At 62.4% G+C, this 22,086-nt stretch carries 22 protein-coding genes; 9 read left to right on the top strand and 13 right to left on the bottom strand.

Annotated elements, in window-relative coordinates; all coding sequences use genetic code 11:
* Positions 1-33: 33 nt before the first annotated feature.
* The 3 genes from LB569_RS01710 to LB569_RS01700 all read right to left on the bottom strand — a co-directional run bounded on the left by LB569_RS01710 (position 34) and on the right by LB569_RS01700 (position 2,713).
* A complete protein-coding gene (locus LB569_RS01710) occupies positions 34-894 on the bottom strand; it encodes a C40 family peptidase (protein WP_224690813.1) in 861 nt (286 codons plus the stop codon).
* A 31-nt stretch (positions 895-925) separates the two neighbouring features.
* Positions 926-1,276 (bottom strand): MarR family winged helix-turn-helix transcriptional regulator, encoded by a 351-nt coding sequence (locus LB569_RS01705; RefSeq protein WP_015319324.1) that lies wholly within the window; start codon positions 1,274-1,276, stop codon positions 926-928.
* A gap of 72 nt (positions 1,277-1,348) precedes the next feature.
* Positions 1,349-2,713, bottom strand: coding sequence for a leucyl aminopeptidase family protein (locus tag LB569_RS01700; RefSeq protein WP_224690812.1), 1,365 nt, complete (start codon positions 2,711-2,713; stop codon positions 1,349-1,351).
* 131 nt (positions 2,714-2,844) lie between these two features.
* On the opposite strand from LB569_RS01700, the gene LB569_RS01695 reads away from it, so the two are divergent.
* The gene (locus LB569_RS01695; RefSeq protein WP_224690811.1) at positions 2,845-3,675 is read left to right on the top strand and encodes a tetratricopeptide repeat protein; all 831 of its coding nucleotides are present in this window, start codon (positions 2,845-2,847) and stop codon (positions 3,673-3,675) included.
* 85 nt (positions 3,676-3,760) lie between these two features.
* Here the strand turns inward: LB569_RS01695 and LB569_RS01690 are convergent, their stop codons facing one another.
* The 9 genes from LB569_RS01690 to LB569_RS01650 all read right to left on the bottom strand — a co-directional run bounded on the left by LB569_RS01690 (position 3,761) and on the right by LB569_RS01650 (position 12,875).
* Complete coding sequence (locus tag LB569_RS01690; protein ID WP_224690810.1) at positions 3,761-4,786, bottom strand: type II secretion system F family protein; 1,026 nt, start codon at positions 4,784-4,786, stop codon at positions 3,761-3,763.
* 8 nt (positions 4,787-4,794) lie between these two features.
* Entirely contained in the window at positions 4,795-5,808 is a 1,014-nt protein-coding gene (locus tag LB569_RS01685) for a type II secretion system F family protein (RefSeq protein ID WP_224690809.1), read from the bottom strand.
* 29 nt (positions 5,809-5,837) lie between these two features.
* Complete coding sequence (locus LB569_RS01680) at positions 5,838-7,349, bottom strand: CpaF family protein (RefSeq protein WP_140706189.1); 1,512 nt, start codon at positions 7,347-7,349, stop codon at positions 5,838-5,840.
* Between the two features lie 23 nt (positions 7,350-7,372).
* Positions 7,373-8,662, bottom strand: coding sequence for a CpaE family protein (locus tag LB569_RS01675; RefSeq protein WP_140706191.1), 1,290 nt, complete (start codon positions 8,660-8,662; stop codon positions 7,373-7,375).
* Between the two features lie 47 nt (positions 8,663-8,709).
* Positions 8,710-9,441: a CpaD family pilus assembly protein gene (locus LB569_RS01670; protein ID WP_140706193.1), complete on the bottom strand. Its 732-nt coding sequence runs from the start codon at positions 9,439-9,441 to the stop codon at positions 8,710-8,712.
* A 14-nt stretch (positions 9,442-9,455) separates the two neighbouring features.
* Positions 9,456-10,970 (bottom strand): type II and III secretion system protein family protein, encoded by a 1,515-nt coding sequence (locus LB569_RS01665; RefSeq protein ID WP_140706195.1) that lies wholly within the window; start codon positions 10,968-10,970, stop codon positions 9,456-9,458.
* Complete coding sequence (cpaB, locus tag LB569_RS01660) at positions 10,967-11,782, bottom strand: Flp pilus assembly protein CpaB (protein WP_140706197.1); 816 nt, start codon at positions 11,780-11,782, stop codon at positions 10,967-10,969. The genes LB569_RS01665 and cpaB overlap by 4 nt, the downstream gene beginning before the upstream one ends.
* Before the next feature lie 206 nt (positions 11,783-11,988).
* On the bottom strand, positions 11,989-12,507 hold the full coding sequence (locus tag LB569_RS01655; protein ID WP_224536125.1) for a prepilin peptidase: 519 nt from the start codon (positions 12,505-12,507) through the stop codon (positions 11,989-11,991).
* Positions 12,508-12,698: 191 nt separating this feature from the next.
* Positions 12,699-12,875 carry a Flp family type IVb pilin gene (locus LB569_RS01650; protein WP_140706200.1) on the bottom strand — a complete coding sequence of 59 codons (177 nt, stop codon included), beginning with the start codon at positions 12,873-12,875 and terminating at the stop codon, positions 12,699-12,701.
* A 358-nt stretch (positions 12,876-13,233) separates the two neighbouring features.
* Here LB569_RS01650 and LB569_RS01645 point away from each other — a divergent pair, with 358 nt between their 5' ends.
* From LB569_RS01645 to LB569_RS01635, 3 genes are all read left to right on the top strand, one after another.
* On the top strand, positions 13,234-13,656 hold the full coding sequence (locus LB569_RS01645) for a pilus assembly protein N-terminal domain-containing protein (protein ID WP_140706202.1): 423 nt from the start codon (positions 13,234-13,236) through the stop codon (positions 13,654-13,656).
* A gap of 141 nt (positions 13,657-13,797) precedes the next feature.
* Positions 13,798-14,379 (top strand): TadE/TadG family type IV pilus assembly protein, encoded by a 582-nt coding sequence (locus LB569_RS01640; RefSeq protein ID WP_140706204.1) that lies wholly within the window; start codon positions 13,798-13,800, stop codon positions 14,377-14,379.
* Between the two features lie 40 nt (positions 14,380-14,419).
* The gene (locus LB569_RS01635; protein ID WP_224691113.1) at positions 14,420-15,043 is read left to right on the top strand and encodes a TadE/TadG family type IV pilus assembly protein; all 624 of its coding nucleotides are present in this window, start codon (positions 14,420-14,422) and stop codon (positions 15,041-15,043) included.
* 5 nt (positions 15,044-15,048) lie between these two features.
* Here the strand turns inward: LB569_RS01635 and LB569_RS01630 are convergent, their stop codons facing one another.
* On the bottom strand, positions 15,049-15,972 hold the full coding sequence (locus tag LB569_RS01630; RefSeq protein ID WP_224690808.1) for a phosphate/phosphite/phosphonate ABC transporter substrate-binding protein: 924 nt from the start codon (positions 15,970-15,972) through the stop codon (positions 15,049-15,051).
* Between the two features lie 153 nt (positions 15,973-16,125).
* Here LB569_RS01630 and LB569_RS01625 point away from each other — a divergent pair, with 153 nt between their 5' ends.
* From LB569_RS01625 to dnaA, 5 genes are all read left to right on the top strand, one after another.
* Positions 16,126-17,367: a phosphopentomutase gene (locus LB569_RS01625; RefSeq protein WP_140706208.1), complete on the top strand. Its 1,242-nt coding sequence runs from the start codon at positions 16,126-16,128 to the stop codon at positions 17,365-17,367.
* Complete coding sequence (gene mutM / locus LB569_RS01620) at positions 17,360-18,250, top strand: bifunctional DNA-formamidopyrimidine glycosylase/DNA-(apurinic or apyrimidinic site) lyase (protein ID WP_224690807.1); 891 nt, start codon at positions 17,360-17,362, stop codon at positions 18,248-18,250. The genes LB569_RS01625 and mutM overlap by 8 nt, the downstream gene beginning before the upstream one ends.
* 33 nt (positions 18,251-18,283) lie before the next feature.
* Positions 18,284-19,057, top strand: a complete 774-nt coding sequence (locus LB569_RS01615; RefSeq protein WP_224690806.1) for an enoyl-CoA hydratase — start codon at positions 18,284-18,286, stop codon at positions 19,055-19,057.
* A 180-nt stretch (positions 19,058-19,237) separates the two neighbouring features.
* Positions 19,238-19,504 carry a 30S ribosomal protein S20 gene (rpsT, locus tag LB569_RS01610; protein ID WP_027026587.1) on the top strand — a complete coding sequence of 89 codons (267 nt, stop codon included), beginning with the start codon at positions 19,238-19,240 and terminating at the stop codon, positions 19,502-19,504.
* An 857-nt stretch (positions 19,505-20,361) separates the two neighbouring features.
* On the top strand, positions 20,362-21,906 hold the full coding sequence (gene dnaA, locus LB569_RS01605) for a chromosomal replication initiator protein DnaA (RefSeq protein WP_224690805.1): 1,545 nt from the start codon (positions 20,362-20,364) through the stop codon (positions 21,904-21,906).
* Positions 21,907-22,086 lie beyond the last annotated feature (180 nt).

Below are 22,086 nucleotides of genomic sequence, written 5' to 3'. Positions count from 1 at the left end.
AGGAAAATCGGAACAAAAGGTGATCGAAAAGCCTTATGGCCGCCGAAACCCCGTAGGTCCGCCATAAAGATAGCCGATACGCTCAACGGCTTCCTTCAGCCCTTCGCGCGAGACCAGCATGGTGTGGCCGTTGGCATGGATCATGGTTTCGGCGTCGGTCATGATGGCGACGTGACCTTTCCAGAACACGAGGTCACCACGTTGCAACCCCGAAAAATCAGGGCCCGGTGCGAGCGGCTCGCCGACGGAAGCGGCCTGCATGTCGGAATCGCGCAGCACCTGCCGGCCGGCCATGCGCATGGCCAGTTGCACCAAGCCGGAGCAGTCGATGCCGAAGCCGGAAACGCCACCCCACAGATAGGGCGTACCGAGAAACGTCTCGGCGACGGAGACATAGTCGCCGGCCACTTCGCCGACAGGGCGCAGATGGCCAGCGATGATGGCCTCGCCGGAAGGCAGGACGGCATAGTGCGTGCCGCGCGTTTCGGCGGCACCCGTCACCGTTACGGTCGATCCCATCGACAGTTGCCCGGCGATCGGAAAGCGCAGATCGGGACCGGGATAGAGGAACGTGCGCGGCACCGAGACGATATGGGTCGGCGCATGATCGCGCGTGCCCAACATGGCTTCGGCGACGTAGCCGACATAGCCGTCGCGCTGGGCCTGGATCCAGGCCCAGCCTTCTCTATCCTCGAAAACCAGGACGTCGTCGCCGAACAAGGCTTGCGTGTTGACGCCAGAATCCGTCTTCGGCGCCTTGCGGATATCGGCCACCGGGACCGAAATGCGCGCCGGCCGACCGGCGACGAAGCGGTCGGCAACGACCTCTCCTTTCAACCTGGCATCGGCGAGATCGGAGCGGAAGGCATGAAGACGTGCGTCGTGGACGGTCAAAATCGGCAACCCTGTTGAATGGGCACTACAGTCAGATCGGCAGTTCGTGGGCCTTGGCGATGATACCATCGCCGAAGCGCTCGACAAAGAGCGCGCCTTCGACGGTGCGCTTTATCAGGACATTGCGCTTGTCGAGCTCGTCGCGATGGCGCGACACCAGTTTGAGCGCGCCCATCGTGTCGAGCGCGCGCGTGATGACCGGCTTGGTGACGTTGAGGCGAGCGGCAAGCCCGCGCACCGTATGCGGTGGCGGATCGAGATAGATTGTAAACAGGATCGCCGTCTGGCGCATGGTCAGGTCGGGCGCGTCCTCGCGCACCTGCGACAGCATCACTTGCTGCCACAGTCGCAAGGCCTGGCTCGGGCGCATCGCAATCGACATCGCGCCAGCATGACGGCAAATTGTTTCGGTTCCGTTTCAGTTTCCGCGATTTGCCGGCTCTGCTCGCGGCCATCAGCCAAAACGTTTCGAGATGATCCGCTCCAAGGCGCGAATGCCTTGCGCCTCGCCGCCGGCGGGACCGTACGCACGGTCGGCGGGGTTCCAGGCGAAGATGTCGAAGTGCGCCCAGCTCGCGGTCTTCTCTACGAAGCGCTTGAGGAACAGTGCCGCGGTGATCGAACCGGCGAAACCGTCCGTGGTGACGTTGTTGATATCAGCGATCTTCGACGACAGTTTCGCGTCGTAGGGCCGCCACAGCGGCATGCGCCACAGCGGATCCTCCACCGCCAGCGACGCCGCCGCCAGTTCCGAGGCAAGCGCATCGTCATCGGTGTAGAAGGGCGGCAGGTCGGGGCCGAGCGCGACGCGGGCGGCTCCGGTCAGCGTCGCCATGTCGATCAGAAGCCGCGGTTCCTCTTCGTCCGCAAGCGCCAACGCATCGCCCAGAACCAGCCGTCCTTCAGCGTCCGTGTTGCCGATCTCGACCGAGATACCCTTGCGGCTCGCCAGCACGTCGCCGGGGCGGAAGGCGTTGCCGGCGATCGAATTCTCGACCGCGGGGATCAGCACGCGCAGCCTTACATTCAACCCGGCAGCCATGATCATGGATGCAAGCCCCAGCACATTGGCCGCGCCGCCCATGTCCTTCTTCATCAACAGCATGCCCGATGACGGCTTGATATCGAGGCCGCCCGTGTCGAAGCAGACCCCCTTGCCGACCAGCGTCATCTTCGGCGCGCCCTGCTGCCCCCATGTCAGGTCGATCAGACGCGGCGCATCGGACGAGGCGCGGCCGACGGCGTGGATCATCGGGAAATTCTGTTCGAGGAGATCGTCGCCCTTGATCACCAGGACGTCGGCCTGATGCGCCTCGGCCAGGGTCCGCACGGCTCGTTCCAGATCGTCCGGCCCCATGTCGCTGGTCGGCGTGTTGACCAGGTCGCGCGTCAGGAAGACGCCATCGGCGACGCGGCGAACGCGCCGCGCATCGGCGCCGGCCGGCAATTCGAAGCGCAGCGCCTTGCCCGGCTTCTTGCCATAGCGGGTAAAGACATAGCCGCCGAGCGCCAACGCGATCGCCGCCAGTTCCGGCTCGGCCGGCGCCGAGGCGAAGTGCCAGTCGCCTTCAGGCAGGGTCTTCGACAACACACCGAGAGCAAGCGCGCCCTCTCCGTCGCCAATGCCAAACAGCGCGCCGGCAAGCGCGCCGTGTTCGCCGGGCACGGCCAGCGTCCTGCCCGATTCACCGGAAAATCCGTTGGCCCTCGCCCACGCAATGGTGGATGGCGCAAGGCCCGCAGTCTCCAGGCCGTCCCGGCCCACGAAATAGACCGGCAACGCACCATCCGATTTCTTCTCGACGAGTTCGACAGGCATTCGATGTTCTCCATGCCGAGCCCAAGCCCGAGTCGGCGTTTCTTAACTGTCCGTTAGGGTTAACAGAATATTTCTGCGGGAGGGAAGATGGCCACGCAAATGGCCACGCGCATGAATGGAGGCCGGTGCCAATGCCGATCAACCGCACGATGACTGTCAGGCGAACGCGGCTCATAACCACGGCTTTGGCGTTGGCGCTCGCGGCAGGCGTCGCGGGCTGCGCGACCGACAAACTCACCACCGGCTCGATTGGCCGCACCAGCGGCAAGCCGCTGGAGACGATGTCGGCGGGAGAATTGCACAACGCCACCGCCGCTCTCGGCCAGTCCTACGCCAGAAACCCCACCGACAAGCGAATCGCGACCAACTTCGCGGCGGCGCTGCAGATGGACGGAGATGCCGACCAGTCGCTCGCCGTGATGCGCAAGCTGGCGATCGCCTATCCCAAGGACCGCGACGTACTGGCCTCTTATGGCAAGGCGCTGGCCGCCAACGGCCAGTTCGAGCCGGCGCTCGATGCGGTGCGCCGCGCACAGACGCCGGAATATCCCGACTGGAGGCTGGTGTCGGCGGAGGCGGCTATTCTCGATCAGATCGGCCAGAAGGACGAGGCGCGCCAGCTCTACCGCAAGGCCCTCGAACTCAAGCCCAACGAGCCTTCGATCCTTTCCAATCTGGGCATGTCCTATGTGCTGGAAGGGGATCTGCGCACCGCCGAGACCTATATGCGCTCGGCCGCCCAGCAGCCGAATGCCGACAGCCGGGTGCGCCAGAATCTGGCGCTCGTCGTCGGGTTGCAGGGCCGTTTCGACGAAGCCGAGAAGATCGCCTCGCAGGAACTTTCGCCCGAACAGGCACAGGCCAACGTCGCCTATCTCAGGCAGATGCTGGCCCAGCAGAACGCCTGGAGCCAGCTCAAGGATCAGGACAAGGCCAAACCGGCGAAAACAGCCACCAACTGATCGCCGCAGCGTACCGCGAATCGTAAAAAGCCGCGCTCGGTTGCAGCGCGGCTTTTCGTTTCCACGAATGGGTTTCCATGTCGGTCTACTGGCTGGTCGACGCGCCCGAGCTGGAATGATCGCCAAAGATGCCGCGCTGGCTGACCTGGATGCCCGCCGGCCCCAGAATGATGGCGAACAGCACCGGCAGGAAAAACAGGATCATCGGCACGGTGAGCTTGGGCGGCAGGGCGGCGGCCTTTTTCTCGGCGGCGTTCATGCGCATGTCGCGGCTTTCCGCGGCAAGCACGCGCAACGCGTGCGCCACCGGCGTACCGTAGCGCTCGGCCTGGACGAGGGCCTGCGACACCGACTTGACCGATTCCAGCCCCGTGCGGCTGGCCAGGTTCTCGTAAGCCTGCTTGCGTTCCTGCAGATAGGAGAGCTCGGCATTGGTGAGGATGAATTCTTCCGCCAGGGCCACCGATTGCGCGCCGATCTCGTCGGCGACCTTGCGCAGCGCCGCTTCCACCGACATGCCGGATTCCACGCAGATCAGCAGCAGGTCGAGCGCATCCGGCCATGCCATCTGGATCGACTGCTTGCGCTTGGTCGCGCGGTTGTTGACGTAGAGGACCGGCGCGTAGAAGCCGCCATAGGCAACCAGGACGCAGACGAACAGCCGGATGACCAATGGCTTGTCGGGCAATCCCCCGAGCACGAAAATATAAACCAGACCGAGCGCGAAGCCGACAAAAGGAAGCACCAGACGGAAGAACAGAAACCGCGTCAGCGGATTCTGCCCCCGAAAGCCGGCAACCTTGAGCTTTTGCAAGGTGGCCTCGTCGGCCAATGCACGCCGCAGGTCGAGCCGGTCGACAATATTGCGCATGCCGACCGACTGTTGCTCGCGCAGACCCTTGCGGCGGCGATCGGCCTCGGTCACAAGCCGGGCGCGCTGCTTGGCGCGAAGCTCGTCACGCTCCAGCGCGACCGATTTCATTCGCGACTTGAGCTGGTTTCCGCTAAGCGCCGGCAGCAGCGTAAAGACGGTCGCGAACACGGCGATAGCAACCAGCAGCGCAATCAGGAAGCTGGGGTCCGTCAGTGATTTTATGACTTGTTCGGTCATGCCGCGCCCTAGACTTCAAAGTTCATCATCTTGCGCATCACGAAGATGCCGATCAACATCCAGACGGCGGAGAAACCGAGTATCAAATGGCCGACGCTGGTCACGAACAGCGGCATCAAATAGTTGGGACTGGAGAGATAGACGAGAAAGGCGACGATGAAAGGCAAGGCGCCGATGATGGCGGCCGATGCTTTGGCCTCCATCGACAGTGCCGCGACCTTGGCTTTCATCTTCTTGCGGTCGCGCAAAACGCGCGAAAGGTTGCCCAGCGCCTCGGAGAGATTGCCGCCGGCCTGCGACTGGATCTGGATGACGATGCCGAAGAAACTCGCCTCGGTGCATGGCATGGTTTCGGGCATGCGCAAGGTCGCGTCGGGGATCGACAGCCCCATCTGCTGGGAATCGACGATCCGGCGAAACTCGGTCTTCACGGGCTCAGGGGATTCATTGGCGATCAGGCGCACGGCGTCGTTCAGCGGCAGGCCGGACTTGACCGCCCGCACGATGATGTCGAGGGCGTTGGGAAATTCGTTGAGGAATGCCTTGACGCGGCGGGTACGACGAAAAGAGACGAACCAACGCGGCAGGCCAAGGGCTCCGGCGAGCAGCACACCGGGCAAGACAATCATCGGCGCCCCGGCCATGAAGGCTGCGATTGTCAGCGCGAGGCCGCATATGGCCGAATAAATATAGAAACGCTCGATCGGGACCTTCATTCCAGCCTGGCGAAGCTGGGCTTTCAGCGGCGGCTTCTTGACAGCGCTATCCTTGGTCTTCTGCTTCTCGTCGAGGTCCTTCAGGGAATCCTGCACCGATTTACGGCGCTTGGCGGCATCCGCCGCCCGGTCGCGGGTGGCCTTGACGATGGAACGGTCCGTCTCGGCGGCCTTGATCGTCTCCAGCCGCTTGCCGGCCTGTTTCTCGTTGCTGATCTGGTTGAACAGGAATGCATAGGCGACCGCGCCGGCGCTGAAGCCGGCGAGCACGACAAACGCCAATACGGTGCCGTCAATTCCAAACATCGACCAGAACCTTCACGCCCGCGAATACATCAGTCAGCACGTTTCTCCATGGCCTCGAGCGCTATGGCGAGGCGCTGCTCCTCGCCATAGTAGCGTGCCCGCTCCCAGAAATGCGGCCGGCCGATGCCGGTCGAGACGTGTTCTCCCAGCAGCCGGCCGTTGGCGTCCTCGCCCTTGATGTTGTAGAGGACGATATCCTGGGTGATGATGACGTCGCCCTCCATCCCGAGCACTTCGGTGATATGGGTGATGCGGCGCGATCCATCGCGCAGACGTGCCGCCTGGATGATCACGTCGATGGAGCCGACGACGATTTCACGCACGGTTCGCTGCGGCAGCGAATAGCCGCCCATGGCGATCATGGATTCGATACGGTTCAGGCATTCGCGCGGGCTGTTGGAGTGGATCGTTCCCATCGAGCCGTCATGGCCGGTGTTCATCGCCTGCAAAAGGTCGAAGACCTCGGGTCCGCGCACTTCGCCGACGATGATGCGCTCGGGCCGCATGCGCAGGCAGTTCTTGACCAGATCGCGCATCGTCACCTCGCCCTCGCCCTCGAGGTTGGGCGGACGCGTTTCCAGGCGCACGACATGCGGCTGCTGCAGTTGCAGTTCGGCCGAGTCCTCACAGGTGATGATGCGCTCATCACGGTCGATGTAGTTGGTCAGGCAGTTGAGCAATGTCGTCTTGCCCGAGCCGGTGCCGCCCGAAATGACGATATTGCAGCGGACACGGCCGATGATCTTGAGAACTTCGGCTCCCTGTGGGGAGATGGCGCCAAATTTGACCAGCTGATCGAGCGTCAGCTTGTCCTTCTTGAACTTGCGGATGGTAAGCGCGGTGCCGTCGATGGCCAGCGGCGGCGCGATGACGTTGACGCGCGACCCGTCGGGAAGACGGGCGTCGCAGATCGGGCTGGATTCGTCGACGCGGCGGCCGACCTGGCTGACGATGCGCTGGCAGATATTGAGCAGTTGCTGGTTGTCGCGGAAGCGGATGCCGGTCTGCTCGACCTTGCCGTTGACTTCGATGTAGACGTTCTTGGACCCGTTGACCATGATATCGGCGATGTCGTCGCGCGCGAGCAAGGGCTCGAGCGGTCCATAGCCAAGCACGTCATTGCAGATGTCCTCGAGCAGTTCTTCCTGTTCGGCGATCGACATCGCGAAGTTCTTGATCGCGATGATGTCGTTGACGATGTCGCGGATTTCCTCGCGCGCGCTTTCGGGATCGAGCTTGGCGAGCTGCGACAGGTCGATCGTATCGATGAGAGCCGAGAAAACCTGGCTCTTGGTGTCGTAATAGGTTTCGCTCTTCTCGCGGCCTCTCCGCGGTTCCGGCGCCATGGGTGGCGCCTCGACCGCGCGCCTGGCCGGCGGCGGGACAGGTGCGCTCGGCTGCGGCGTTGTCGCCGGCCGGGCAAGAACCGCTGTGTCCGCCGAGACCGCGACGGCCGGCGCGGCCGGTGTCGGCGCAGGTGCCGGCTGGCGAAATTCCGGCTTGAACCGGTTGCCGTCGTCGTTGCCTCTTTTACCGAACATGACCGACTACCGACCCCATTGCGTCACTTCTTGTTGCGCGAGAGCTTGCCGAGCAGACTGCCCAGGCCGGCCTTTTTCTTCGCCCTGATTTCGCTGCGGCCGGTCAGCACGTGAGCAATCTCGTTGATCGTGGCCACAACCGCGTTCTTGGCATCCATCTCGCCCAGCATGCGCCCGTTGTTGGCGGCATTGCCGAACAGCACGGGATCAAAGCCGATGACCGACATCGGTGTCAGGCCAAGCGGTTCGGCGAAATCGGATGGCGAGATTTCCGGCCGTTTGGGCACGCCGGCCTGGTTGATGATCAATTTGGGCGGCGGGTCGTTCGGGCGAAGCCGCTTGAACATGTCGATCAGATTCTTGGTGTTGCGCAGATTGGCCAGTTCCGGCGTCGCCGTGATGACGATCTCGTCGGCCTTGACCAGCGTGTTCTTGGCCCATCCCGTCCAGATATGCGGGACATCGAGCACGAGCAGCGGCACGCTGCGCTGCGCGGTGTCGACAAGCTGCGCGAAGGCATCGGGATCGAAGTCGTAGACGCGTTCCAGGGTCGAGGGTGCCGCGAGCAGCGATAGGTGCTCGGCGCATTGGGTCAGCAGCCGGTCAAGATAGACCTCGTCGATGCGCTCGGGCGAAAACACCGCCTCGGCGATGCCCTGGGCCGGATCCTGGTCGAAATTGATGTTGGCGGTCCCGAAGGCGAGATCGAGATCGGCGACGACGACCTCGGATTTGAACAGGGAGGACATTGCCCAGGCGACATTGTGGGCGATGGTGGAAGACCCGACGCCGCCCTTGGCGCCGACGAAGGCGATCGAGCGTCCGAGCGGTTCGGCTTCCGGGTCGACGAAGATCGACGAGACGACGCTGACGACGTCCGCCATCGACACCGGCGCGATGACATATTCGGAGATGCCGGAGCGGATGAGTTCGCGATAGAGGCCAACATCGTTGTAATGACCTATCACCACCACTTTCGAGGATGGATCGCAATATTCCGAAAGCTGGGCGAGCTGCTCCAGCAATTGCTTGGGCTCGCTGCGCGATTCCAGCAGGATCAGGTTCGGTGTCGGAGCCGACTGGTAGAACTCGATCGCCGTGGGGACGCCGCCCATATGGACCTTGAGATGGGCCTTGGTCATGCGACGGTCCTCGCCGGCGCGCTGGACCGGATTGGCAACACCCTCGGTCTCGCAGAATGCCTGGATCGAAATGCGCGGAACCGGCCGCAACGCCTGCATCGCGGCGACGTCCTGCGGCGAGGTATCACCGCCTTCCACGGTGGCGTCATAGGCAAGGTTGCTCATGGTCATGCTCTTTCCGTGGCCTGTTCCTGACGTCGCTTCTTTCCGGGGGCGGCTTAGTAAGTCACATCCGAGCTGCCGAGGAATTCGTCCGAAATGCCTCTGTCCTGGTAGACACCGATGGCGTTGCTGCGATTTGCCGCATCAATAGTGGTGGACTTGCGCGGTCCGAGAAGATCGGCCGGATTGGCCATCTGGGCGGCAAGATTGTTCTGATAGGAGCAGCCGAAATCGGCGTAGTGTTTGTTCTCAGACGTCTCCACCAGGTCAGCGGGCCAGCGTCCACATTTGTCGGTCTGCGCCCTCACCGCGATATAGGACACGCGAACCGGGGCTGATGCCTCGCTCGACCCAGCCTGATAGGAAGTCACGACGATCCGGGAACGTTTGATGCCCGAGGCGGCCGCGAGCCGAGCGAAATCGCGGCCGGCCGCCGTCGCTGCGACCTCGTTGGCCGATCCGCTTGGAATCTGGATCGTCAATGTCGCAGCGGCGCTCTTGTCATAGCCGTCGAGGAAACCCAAAAGCGTGTCGCGCTGCGAGCCGGTCATGCCGCGGTCGCCGGCGCCGACGGGAAGATCGATCTTCTGGTTCTTCTCCGCGATGACGATCGGATGATTGGTGCGATAGTCATCCGGGATGGCGCCAACGGTAACGCTGTCGCGCTGGGCACAACCGGCCAGCAGAGCCGACAGCGCCACCGCCATGATCGGAAAGGCCCGCAGGCTTGTCCTGGAACGGCCGGAGCGCATCGCCATGGTCCTTGCCTTCAATGCTGACTGAGACATGTCCGCTTTCCCGTTCACTTGTAGATGAAGCCGACAACGCCGTGATAGCGGCCGTTGGGCCTGTCGGTCTGCATGGTGCCGTAGACGCGATTGACACGCCCAAGGAACATGCCGGCGCCGTCGCTCGGAGGGTTGAAATTGTCGTCCGGCTTGGCCAGATCATTGCGCGCCACCGGCTTCACCAGATAGGGTGTGATGATGATGACGAGTTCGGTCTCGTTGCGCACGAAATCCCTGCTGCGGAAGAGCGCGCCGAGTACGGGGATCTTTGTCAAGCCAGGCAAGCCGTTGACGGCTTGCCTGACATCGTCGCGAACCAGGCCGGCGATCATCATGGAGCCGCCCGAGGGCAGTTCAACCGTGGTGTCGGCAAGGCGTTTGCGTAGTGACAAAGCATTCATACCAATGCTCTGATTGTCCGTGGAGGCGGACACGGAGCCCTCGGTTGTCGGTTCGGAAACCGAAGTTCTGACTTTCAGGCTTATGCGGCCGGGCGACAGAACCACCGGCTGGAATTCCAGGCCAATGCCGTACTCGATCTTGTCAATACTATAGTTCTTCAGACCGGTCTGGTTGTCAGTGGACACATTGGCCGAGACCCCGCTCACCATATTGTATTCACCGCCGACCTTGAAGGTTGCCTTCTCACCGGACACAGCGGTCAAGGTCGGCTCGGCCAAGGTCTTCATGACCCCGGACTGCTCCATTGCGTTGATATACGCTTGCAGCCCCGACGAGCTGAGACTCAAGCCCGCGTTCGAGAGCGGCTTGCCGAGGCCCATGAAAGGGTCACTGAGCGCGCCGTAGCTGATGCCGTTGCTGCCGCCGCTGCCGATCATGTTGACGCCGAGCTGTTTCATGACGGAGCGACTGACTTCAGCCACCGTCACCTTCAGCGTGACCTGGTCGTCCCCGATGATCTGCAGCAGATTGACGATCTGGCTGACGCGGCGCTCCTGGTCCGGGTTGTTGATGTCGACACCGCTCTGGGCCGAGCCGCCGGCAGCCGTCTGCGAATATTGTCCCGTCGTCGCTTCACCGCCGGACACAAACATATTTGCCAGCTGTTCGGCACGCTTGGCATCCAAGGGGGTATCGACAGTGCCGGTCAGAACCACGTTGTCATTCAGCAGTTCAACCTTGACGGCCGATGTCGGAAGGAAGCGCCTGATATAATCCTCAAGGCCGGCGACGTCGCGCTCGATGGCCAGGTCCAGGCTGGCGATCTGTTCGCCGTTCGGCCCGAAGACGAAGATGTTGGTCTCGCCGACCGATTTGCCAAAGAGATAGATACGCCTTGCGGTGCGGGTCACGGCGTCGGCAACGGAGGGATTGGCGACAAGAATGTCGTAGGCATCACTCGGCAGGTCTATGACCACAGACTTGTTGAGGCCAAGCTTGACGCGCTGGGTGGCTGTCGTTGCCGACACCTGCGTGCTCTTCGCTTCGACGCCCTGCACATTCGCTCCGACAAGCAGCAGGCCGAATGCCATGGCGACGATTGCCGGCAGTTTAGCGCTTAGCCTCATTTCCTCGCTCCTACTTCGGAGACTTCGCCCGACTTGATCAGCCTCACCGTTCCCCGGCGGCCATTGCCGGAAACGAGATAGTCGGCCTCGCCCACATTCTTTTCCTGGGTGTCCGTGATCGCCCGCAGCGCCAGCGTCAGGCGATCCGCCATCTGCTGGGCAACGGTGATGATCTCCGCCTGTTTCGGCGTCAGCTCCAGCGTGGCGGTCTGGCCTACCCTGGTCTTCTTGCCTTCCTCGTCTTCCTGGATGGTCTGGTCGATTGCCAGGACGCGGATATTCTTCAGGATGGTCTCGGTGCTGAAGCCGCCGCCGCCGCTGCTGGCATCGGCCCTGCGGGTCATGATGACGTCGACGAAATCGTTTGGAAGGATGAAGCCGCCGGCCGAGGTGTCCGCCGATATTGTCGTTGCGACCGCCCGCATGCCGGAAGGCAGGATGGACGACATGAAGCTTTGTCCCTCTCCGATCAGCTTGGAGCGCCGGACAGGCTCGCCCGCATACATCGCCACGCGGGCGACCGACCCCTTCAGTTTCTCCAAAGCGTCGGGAGCGGTGGCCTTGGTGATGAAATTCGCGTTGATGCCGTCAGCCGGCCAGGATTGCCAGGCGATGTTGTTCTCGAGTGCGGTGCCCATCGCGACATCGCCCGAGAGCACGAGCACGTCCTGCAAGGCCACGGCGGGGGCTTGGGGTCCGGAATCGACGACGATCTGTGGCGGCGGGGCGGCGACCATGTTCTTCGCCACATAGCCAGCACCACCCGCCGCGGCCACCGCCACGCTCAGAATAATCAATCGGGATGCTGGCATCTGTCCGAACCCTCGCCCTTGGCAAACCACGTAGCCAAGCCGGACTTTGCAGCGGCAATCGTCAAAACAAGGTTAATGTAATGCTTACGATCGTGATTAATTTAAGGTTTACATAAATTAGAACGATGGATTGACGATGGCGTCAAAACATCTGTCCGGCTCCTTTCGAGGCCGGGCACGTCGATGGATAGCGGATAGTAGTCGTGTCAGCTTGCCAGCCTTGCCAGCGCCCACACCATCAGAGGGGAATCGGGGTAGGTCAGCAGCCCACCCAGGCCGAGCGCTATCCCATAGGGAACACCGGCTGACTCTTCCGCGAAATGACGCAGGAATGGATTGCGCCCGGTGAAAAGCGCCAGCGGCGATTTCCGATAAATCAGGATCGCGATTGTCAGGAGGCCGCCGATGAGCGTCGAGATGACAAGATATTGGACGAGATGCACGTTAAGGCCCATCCATACGGCGGTCGCGGCCAGCAGCTTGGCGTCGCCACCGCCCATGCCACCCAGGGCAAACAGCCCGAACGTCACGGCCAGGACGATGGCGCCGGCGGCAAAATGTCCGCCATAGGCCGCCCACTCCATGCCCGTCAGCGGCGCCACCAGCGCGAAGACGACGACAAGCAACACCGACACGCGATTGGCGATCGTCATCGACAGCATGTCGGAGATCGCCGCAAAAAGCATGCAGAAAGGGAAGACGACGAAGATCAGGGCCTCAAGCATCGGCGATAGTTTCCGAATTCCTCGGCATCCAACCTAGGCTGGCGCGATTAACGATTGATGAGGGGGTCGCGAAAAGCCAACAGTTTTTTGCGGCGCCACGACATGCCGGCATAGACGGCGCCAACATAAACAGGGGCCGCTACATGGCGGCCCCTGTTCAAACGCGATTGAAGCGATCAGCAATAGGCAGATCAGCTGCCAGAGCTATTCAAGCTGTTGGCGATAACAACGAACCTGTTGTTGATGGCATTGCCGAGCAAGCCGGCGCCGGTGATGATGGCGAGCGCGATGAGAGCGGCGATCAGACCATATTCGATAGCGGTCGCGCCGGATTCGTCCTTCACGAAGCGTGCAAAAAGATTAGACATTCGAGAGCTCCTACTCCACGTGTTACAGCACTTCCGTCAACTTCTGCGATGGTTGATCGGATGCTGCCAACCTAGGGAGAAGCTCTTTCGATCGGCTTAATAAACAGCCTTACCGATTCCTTTCCCGGCTCGAACCGAGTGCGTGGTTAACTCCACGCTAAGCGCTGGCTAACATACTTTATCACAAGTCAATGCCGCAAAAGGCAAGGGCTTGGGTACGCTTGCCACACCTGCTCGGATCCGCTCATGCGGGCAGCCTTGCCGGCCGCTATACCGGGCGCCGGCGAGCCGACTTAACCGTTGGTTCACCAATCTCGTTCATGTTCCGTTGAACAGTCCGCTTGCGTGGAGCGCCTTGATGGCCGTGCCGAGATCCTCAATCCTGATAGCCGCGCTTCTTGGCGCCGCCAGCTTGATCACGCCCGCCAGGGCTGGCGCCGACATCGAGGTCACGATGAATCAAGCCAAGATCGTGAAACTGTCGCGCGCCGCCGACACGATCGTCGTGGGCAACCCGGCAATCGCCGACGCTTCCGTCCAGGATGCCTCGACGATCGTGCTCACCGGCAAGGGTTTCGGTGTCACCAATCTCGTGGTTCTCGACCAGGAGGGTAGCCCGATCGTCGACGCACAGGTTACCGTGGTCCGCCAGGCAGCCTCGTCGGTTCGCATTTACCGGCGCGCGGATGTCCAGACCATGTCGTGCACGCCCTATTGCGAAAGCTCCTATAAGAGCGACGCGGAGAAATCGTCCGAAGCCGAGATGAGCGTCAGCAAATAGGCGGCACCGGAGCGCGCCATCGCCCCCCGGTTACCGCCGGGTTAAAACACCCGCGCCGACTTTAACGATCATTCAAACCGGACCTCAATTGGTTTGCGGTAGTGCATCTGTCAGCACCGTCCAGGATGGCAGGAACATCGCATGAGCATGGAATTCGGCTCGACAGATCAGTGCAAGGTGGAGCGCGCCAGGTCTTTCAGACGCTTCGTGCGCGACCGGCGCGGCGCCACGGCGCTGGAGTTCGCGCTGCTCGCGATGCCGTTCGCGCTTCTCGTATTCGCCATCCTCGAGAGCTGCATCTCGTTTGCCAGCCAGGAGGTGATGGCCAACATCACCGACGATGTCGCGCGGCGGCTGCGCACCGGGCAGTTGACGGCAACCGATGTCGCCGGAGACAATTTGAAGAACATGATCTGCAACAAGCTGGAAATCATCGTCTCCCAGGATTGTCCCAATCAGTTGAGCGTCGATCTTCGCCAATACACGACATTCGCCGACGCCGCCCTGGCCGGCTTCAGGATTCAGGGGGGTAACATCCAGCTGACGAAGAGCGGCTCCGATGTTCCCTTTGCCGTCACGTGGGGTGCGGCGGAGTCGAGGAACATGCTGAGGGTTTTCTACAAATGGCCCATCATGACCAACCTGATGGCGCAGTCGATGGGAGGCAACAAGACCCTGCATTTCGCTTCGGTGACTTGGCAGAACGAGCCGTTCGACAATTGAAATCATCACGGAAGCAACAACAAGAAAAAAGGCAATGAGCATGATGCGTGCGGGGGCACATCCGGGAACTGCAGGGCTCTGGGGCAGATCAGTCCGGTTCTGGTCCAATCGCCGTGGTGTCGCGGCGGTCGAGTTCGCGCTCATAGCGCCCATCCTGCTGATCATGTATTTCATGACCATGGAGGCCTCACAGGCCATCGAGACGAGCAAGAAGGTCAGCCGCATCGGCAGCATGGTCGCCGATCTCGTCACGCAACAGCCGACCATCGCCAAGGCGGACCTCGATGCCATCATGAAGATCGGCACGTTGACCCTTCAACCCTATAGCCGCTCGGTGCCGGACATCACCATCACGGCCATACAGATCACCACCGATGCCACGCCAAAGGTGAACGTGGTGTGGTCGCGCAAGGTGGTCAACGGCACCTACAGCGTCGGAGCCACCGCCGGCACCGCTACCACGGTTCCGACAGCGCTCAAGGTTGCCGGGACATTCCTCGTCCGCGTCGACAGCACCCTGGCCTACAAGCCGATCGTCAGCTGGACGACCGACAGTCAACAGAAGCTCGGGTTTGTCGAGACGCTCGCCAAAGGCATGACAATGAGCGAAACCTATTACCTGCGTCCCCGCAGAAGCGTCACGATCCCTTGCAGCGACTGCTGAAGGACTTATTGCCGCCCACCCTCGACCGACACCATCCGCACGACGGCCTCCGCCGCCGCGTAGTCCTTGGGAACCACGGGCATGAAGCCGCCGCCATGCTTCGATTCCAGAAGGTCGTAGATATCCGGCATCGTCGATTTGAGGTTGGTGAGGAACACGGTCAGCCGGCGCTTGGCTTCCGGATCGAGATCGCTGCGCACTGCGTGGGGGCCGTATCTCAACAGACCCGACATCCACACGACCTGAAGCGCCGACGCCGAAAGGCCTGATGCCTCGAGCCTTGCCTGGGTGCCCCCGGGCAGCCGCGGCTGGCCGTCGGCCGCTGCCCTCACCCAGCCGAACATGGCGTCGGCCCCACCGTTGATGAGCATGGTTTCGGCCGCCGAAGCCGAGGGGGCATGGACCAGAAACGGTGCATCCTCCGCGATTCCGACGTGTTCGGCGGCCAACCCGGCCAAGGGCAGAAGCGAACCGCCGACGCTGTCCGGCGGCGCCATGGCGATCCGGCGGGTCTCGATGTCAGCCAGGCCGGGCAGTTTGCCGTCCCTGGTCAGCAATACAGAGCGAATACCGGCCGCGCCGTCGGCATCGACCGGAGCCGCGAGCGGCTCGATGCATCCGCAGCGTTGCAATGCCGTGGCGTAGGCGGTCGCCGAATAGATGGCGTATTCGATCCGCGCATTGGCCTGTCCCTCGATGAGTGCCGCGTAGTCGCGGGCCACGACGAATTCGACCTTCATGCCGAGCGCATTGGTAAAGGCCTGGGTCAATACGGCTAGCCCCGGAACGGTGTTGCCCGCGCCGGGCTCGGCGACGATGCCGATGCGAAATGTGCCGATGTCATCGCGCCAGTCCGCCCAGGCCGGTCCACACCAGAACGCGCCGGTCAAAGCCATGACGGCAGTCCACGCCTTGAGCGAAGCTTTCATGACAGGATCGCCTTGCCCTTTGTTTCGCCCCTGGCCATGCGCAACTCGTCGCGACCCTTGATCCTTGTGCCTGTACCGCCGTTTGGTTTCCGAATTGCCAAGGCCGCCGTGGAACCCTATGTCTGGGCGTCCACACTGGCAACAAATGACCCGATGGCGCGTGCTTTTCTCTTTGTCCTGGATTCCTTCGGCATAGGCGGCGCGGCCGACGCCGAACGCTATGGCGACGCCGGCGCCAACACGCTGGCGCACATCGCCGAAGCTTGCGCGGAAGGGCGCGCGGATCGCGAAGGGCTTCGTCAAGGACCACTGTTCGTCCCCCACATGGCATCGCTGGGACTTGGCAAGGCGGCCGAGACGGCGACAGGACTGGGTTTTACGCATTTCGGGACGGACCTGCTCGCCAATGCATTCCATGGCGCGGCGCAGGAGATTTCGAGCGGCAAGGACACGCCTTCCGGCCACTGGGAGATCGCAGGCCTGCCGGTACGCTTCGACTGGGGTTACTTCCCGGACACGGTTCCCGCCTTCCCGGCCGACCTGACCGAGGCGATCATCCGCGAGGGCAAGGTGCCGGGCATCCTCGGCAATTGCCATGCGCCGGGTACCGAGATCATCGAGCGGTTCGGCGAGGAACACATCCGCACCGGCAAGCCGATTTGCTACACGTCGGTCGATTCCGTCCTGCAAATCGCAGCGCATGAGGCCCATTTCGGCCTGGAGCGGCTCTATGAATTCTGCCAGGTGGTGCGCCGGCTGGTCGACCCATTGAGGATCGGACGGGTGATCGCGCGTCCGTTCGTCGGCGAGACATCGGCCACCTTCGAGCGGACCTACAACCGCCGCGACTATGCCGTGCCGCCACCCGAGCCGACATTGCTCGACCGGCTGACGGGGCGCGGCAGCCGCGTCATCGCCGTCGGCAAGATCGGCGACATCTTCGCCCATCGCGGAATTTCGCAAGTGCGCAAGGCCCCAGGCAACATGGCCATGTTTGACCAGGCGCTCGTTGCGATGGACGAGGCCGAGGACGGTGATCTCGTCTTTGCCAATTTCGTCGATTTCGACACCGAATTCGGCCATCGCCGCGACGTCGCCGGCTATGCCGCCGCGCTCGAGGCCTTCGACCGGAGGCTGCCCGAGGCGTTCGCGAAGCTGAAGCAGGGCGATCTTCTCATCCTGACCGCCGATCACGGCAACGATCCGACCTGGCGCGGCACCGATCATACGCGCGAACGCATTCCGGTGATCGGCACCGGGCCCGGCCTCAAAGGCGGCGACATAGGGCTGAGGGCGACATTCGCCGATATCGGCGAGACCGTTGCCGAACACCTCTCGCTGGCGCGCGGCCGCAACGGCACGTCCTTCCATGCGACGATTGGCGGCCATGCCTGAACTGCCCGAAGTGGAAACCGTCCGGCGCGGCCTGCAGCCGGTCCTGGAAGGTGCCCATCTGGCCAAGGTCGAGATGAGACGGCCGGATCTGCGCTTCCCCTTCCCCGAACGGTTTTCGGAGCAACTGACGGGCAGGACGATCACGGCGCTTGGCCGGCGGGCCAAATATCTGACCATGCATACGCAGGACGGTCCGGTGCTGATCTGCCATCTCGGCATGTCGGGCTCGTTTCGCATCGAGACCGGCGACGACAGCGAAACACCGGGCGTGTTCCACCATGAGCGCTCGAAGAGCGCGGCGCACGATCATGTCGTGTTCCATGTCGTTTCCGCGACGGGCGCGCGGTCCCGCGTCATCTTCAACGACCCGCGCCGCTTCGGTTTCATGCTGTTTGCGCAAGAGCCGCCGGAAACGCATCCGATGCTCGCCGGCCTGGGCGTCGAGCCCACCGGCAATTTGCTGGACGGCACTCTGCTTGCCTCGCTGCTGAAGGGCCGCAGATCGCCCCTCAAGGCAGCACTTCTCGACCAGAGGCTGATCGCCGGCCTGGGCAATATATATGTCTCGGAGGCGCTCTGGCGTGCCAGCCTGTCACCGCTGCGCGAGGCAGGCACCATCGCCAGGCCAGGCAAGAAGGCCAGGGAGCAAAGCGAACGTCTCGCCTCGGCGATCCGCTCGGTCATTGCGGATGCCATAGCGGCCGGCGGGTCTTCGCTGCGCGACTATGTGCACACCGACGGATCGCTGGGTTATTTCCAGCATTCCTTCGCCGTCTACGACCGCGAGAGTGAGCCTTGCCCAAAGCCCGGCTGCGGCGGCCATGTCGAGCGCATCGTACAGAGCGGACGCTCGACCTTCTATTGCCGGACGTGTCAGAGCTGAGCTAGACCGGGGTCAAGCAAGGAGAAGCAGCCAATGGCCCATGAGACGATCATCACCGAGAGGCGCGGCAAGGTCGGCCTCATCACGCTGAACCGGCCAAAGGCGCTCAACGCCCTCAATTCGCAGGTCATGGCCGAGGTGGTGGCGGCGGCGAAGGATTTCAGCGACGACGCCGGCATCGGCGCGATGGTCATCACCGGCTCCGATAAGGCTTTCGCCGCCGGCGCCGATATCAAGGAGATGCAGGCAATCTCCTATGTGGACGCCTATGTGCAGGACTTCTTCGTCGGTTGGGAAGAACTGACGCGGACCCGAAAGCCTGTCATCGCGGCGGTAGCCGGTTATGCGCTCGGCGGCGGCTGCGAACTCGCCATGATGTGCGATTTCATCATTGCCGCCGATACGGCCAAATTCGGCCAGCCCGAGATCACGCTCGGCGTCATTCCCGGCATGGGCGGGTCGCAACGCCTGACCCGGTTCGTCGGCAAATCGAAGGCGATGGACATGTGCCTGACCGGACGGATGATGGATGCCGCCGAAGCCGAACGTTCGGGCCTGGTATCGCGGGTCGTGCCTGCCGGCGAACTGATCGAGGAGGCCGTCAAGGCGGCGACCAGGATCGCCGACTTCTCGCTGCCCTCGGTGATGATGACCAAGGAAGCGGTCAACCGGGCCTATGAGACGACGCTGTCCGAGGGATTGCGCTTCGAACGCCGCCTGTTCCACTCGCTTTTCGCGCTCGAGGACCAGAAAGAAGGGATGGCGGCCTTCGCCGAAAAACGGAAGCCGAATTTCATCAACCGGTAGCGCATTGCGGGCCGGCGCCCGAAACCCGTGGCGTCGGCCAAAAAGAACGCCAGGCGGCGTTGACGCGCCGGAAAAGCTGAACTATAAGCCGCACCAACCGAGGCGGCCCCGTGGCTGCCCGTTTGTTTTTTGCGCCCTGCGGCACGCCGCGTGCGCCGACCAGATCAGAAGAGAGGCATCATGGCCAACACATCCTCGGCCAAAAAGGCAACGCGCAAGATCGCCCGCCGCGCGGCGATCAACAAGAACCGCCGCTCGCGCGTGCGCACCTATGTCCGCCAGGTCGAGGAGGCACTCGCCTCGGGCGACAAGGCCGCCGCGCAGGCAGCATTCAAGGCCGCCGAGCCGGAATTGATGCGCGCCGCGACCAAGGGCGTGATCCACAAGAACACGGCATCCCGCAAGGTGTCGCGCCTCGCCCAGCGCCTCAAGGTGCTGTCGGCCTGACATCGCCTTTCTAGACTTGTCTTCTTTGAAGCCCGGCCGATCGCGCCGGGTTTTTTCGTTTGCCGGCAAGTACTTAAAAAGAATAGCCGCAAGCAGCTGCAAATGCAGATTCCAGACTTCGAAATGCTTTGCCGGCACATGCATGCCCGCGGATGGTCGGCACGCTTGAAAAGCGTCGCCTAAAAGAATCCCGCCCCGCAGAAATAACCAATATTTTTCATATAGTTAGCGATAGTCATCCACAACTTGTCCACAACGTGCCAAGGGGACGGGAGGACAACTGGCTGTCAAGAGAATTATTTCAGAAAATTTCGCGCCGGTCCGGCTTTTTCATATTCGTCGGAAAAGGGTTTGAATCACAATGGCTTTGTCAAAATATGCCGCTGCGGCATGGCGCTCCGACCCGCCCGAGGTAACCAGATTCCTTAAAAATTGGTTAGACGTGGCCTTGCCCTATCCACAGCGATTTCGGTAATGTCGATCTATCGAAAGGGACGGGCCTCTGGCCCTTAACCCAGCCTTACGCGGCCAGCTTAAATTGGCGGGATTTGCGACGTGGATCAAGTCCGCGAACGGGTATGGTTTGCTCTTTTTCGATACGGTAGGGGACTGGCGTAACTAGACATGGCAGGTAGGACGGCGCGCCGGCGCTCTTTCGCCGGACGGTGTTGTATTGCCCTGACATACCCAACGCGGACTGGCTTCCATGGGCCGGCACCGGTTTCCCTTGGATAGTGGGCGGTGTTCATTGCCGGCGGCGGCAACGGGCATCGTGGCGAAGACACGGTCGCTGGAAAAAGGATGCAGGAGGCGCATCCCCAGCGAAAAACAGGTACAGAAAGGCAAGGAACTCGATCATGCAGAGCGGCATCGAAAGGGAGCTTACGGGCGACCTCCCATTTCCTGGAACTTTGATCGGAGCAAACGAGATGGCGGTCTCCAGCGACGCGGAACAGAAATTCGACCGGGTCAAGGCCCAGTTGAAGGCGCGCCTGGGAACCGAAGTCTATTCCAGCTGGTTCGGACGCATGAAGGTCGCGGAAGCGTCCAAGGGCATTGTCCGCATCTCCGTGCCCACCGCGTTCCTGCGCTCGTGGATCAACGGCCATTATCACGATCTGATTTCCGAGCTGTGGAAGCACGAGGATCCCGAGCTTCTCAAGATCGAGATCGTCGTGCGCACGGCGACCCGCCAAGGGCGCGGCCAGGCCGAACCGGAATTGGCGCCGGCGCGCAAGATGACGCGGCAGACGCAGACGGCGCTGGCCGCCGGCACGGTCAGCCCAGGCAGGGTGGAGCGGTCACCCTTGCCGCGTCCGGGCGTGCCGGTCGAGAGCGAGTTCCGCCACAATGTGCTGGGATCGCCGCTTGATCCGCGCTACACGTTCGGCTCCTTCATCGAAGGCCCCTCGAACCGCGTGGCCTTCGCCGCCGCCAAGGCCGTGGCGGAATCGCAGTCGAGCGCGGTGCGCTTCAATCCGCTTTTCCTGCATGCCACCGTCGGGCTCGGCAAGACGCACCTCTTGCAGGCCATCGCGGCGGAATCGCTGAAGCAGAATCCGAAGTCGCGCGTCGTCTATCTCACCGCCGAGTATTTCATGTGGCGCTTCGCCACCGCGATCCGCGACAACAACGCATTGACGCTCAAGGAGCAGCTGCGCGACATCGACCTCCTGATCATCGACGACATGCAGTTCCTGCAGGGTAAGTCGATCCAGCATGAATTCTGCCATCTGATCAACATGCTGCTCGACAGCGCCAAGCAGGTCGTCGTCGCCGCGGACCGGCCGCCATCGGAACTGGAATCGCTCGAACCGCGGGTCCGTTCGCGCCTCAATGGCGGCGTCGCGCTCGAAATGTCGGCGCCCGATTTCGCCATGCGGCTCGGCATGCTCAAACTGCGGCTGGCCACGGCCAGGATCGACGATGCGTCGCTCGACATTTCCGAAGAGATCCTCAACCACGTCGCCCGCACCGTGACCGGCAGCGGACGTGAACTGGAAGGCGCCTTCAACCAGCTCCTGTTCCGCCAGTCGTTCGAGCCGCAGATCACCATCGACCGCATCGACGAGATCCTCGGCCACATCTATCGCACGGGCGAGCCGAAGCGGGTCCGCATCGAGGACATCCAGCGCATCGTCGCGCGCCACTACAACGTCTCGAAGACGGAATTGCTGTCCAATCGGCGCACGCGCACCATCGTCAAGCCGCGGCAGGTCGCCATGTACCTGTCGAAGGTGATGACGCCGCGCTCCCTGCCCGAAATCGGGCGCCGTTTCGGCGGCCGCGACCACACGACGGTGCTGCACGCCGTGCGCAAGATCGAGGACCTTTCCGGCAATGACAACACGCTGGCGCAGGAACTGGAATTGCTGAGAAGGCTGATCAACGACCAAGCCTGACCGGCCAGAAACCGCCCGCTTGCGGGGTTGGCCAGCTTTATCCCCAGAAAGCCCGCGTAACCGGCCCGAACCGGTGGCGCGGGCTTGCGTTCACTGGTTTTTTCCTGTCAGTTTGCGTAGATTCTGAAGCCTGTTCAGAGCTTTCGCGGGGCGCCGGCAGCCGGAGACCCGTTCATTCAT

Origin of the sequence: Mesorhizobium sp. BH1-1-4 (genome assembly GCF_020165665.1) — a bacterium.
In the GTDB taxonomy this organism is placed as follows: Bacteria; Pseudomonadota; Alphaproteobacteria; order Rhizobiales; family Rhizobiaceae; genus Mesorhizobium.
The sequence above is the reverse complement of the archived record's forward strand: the minus strand, read 5'-3'. Positions and strand labels throughout refer to the sequence as shown.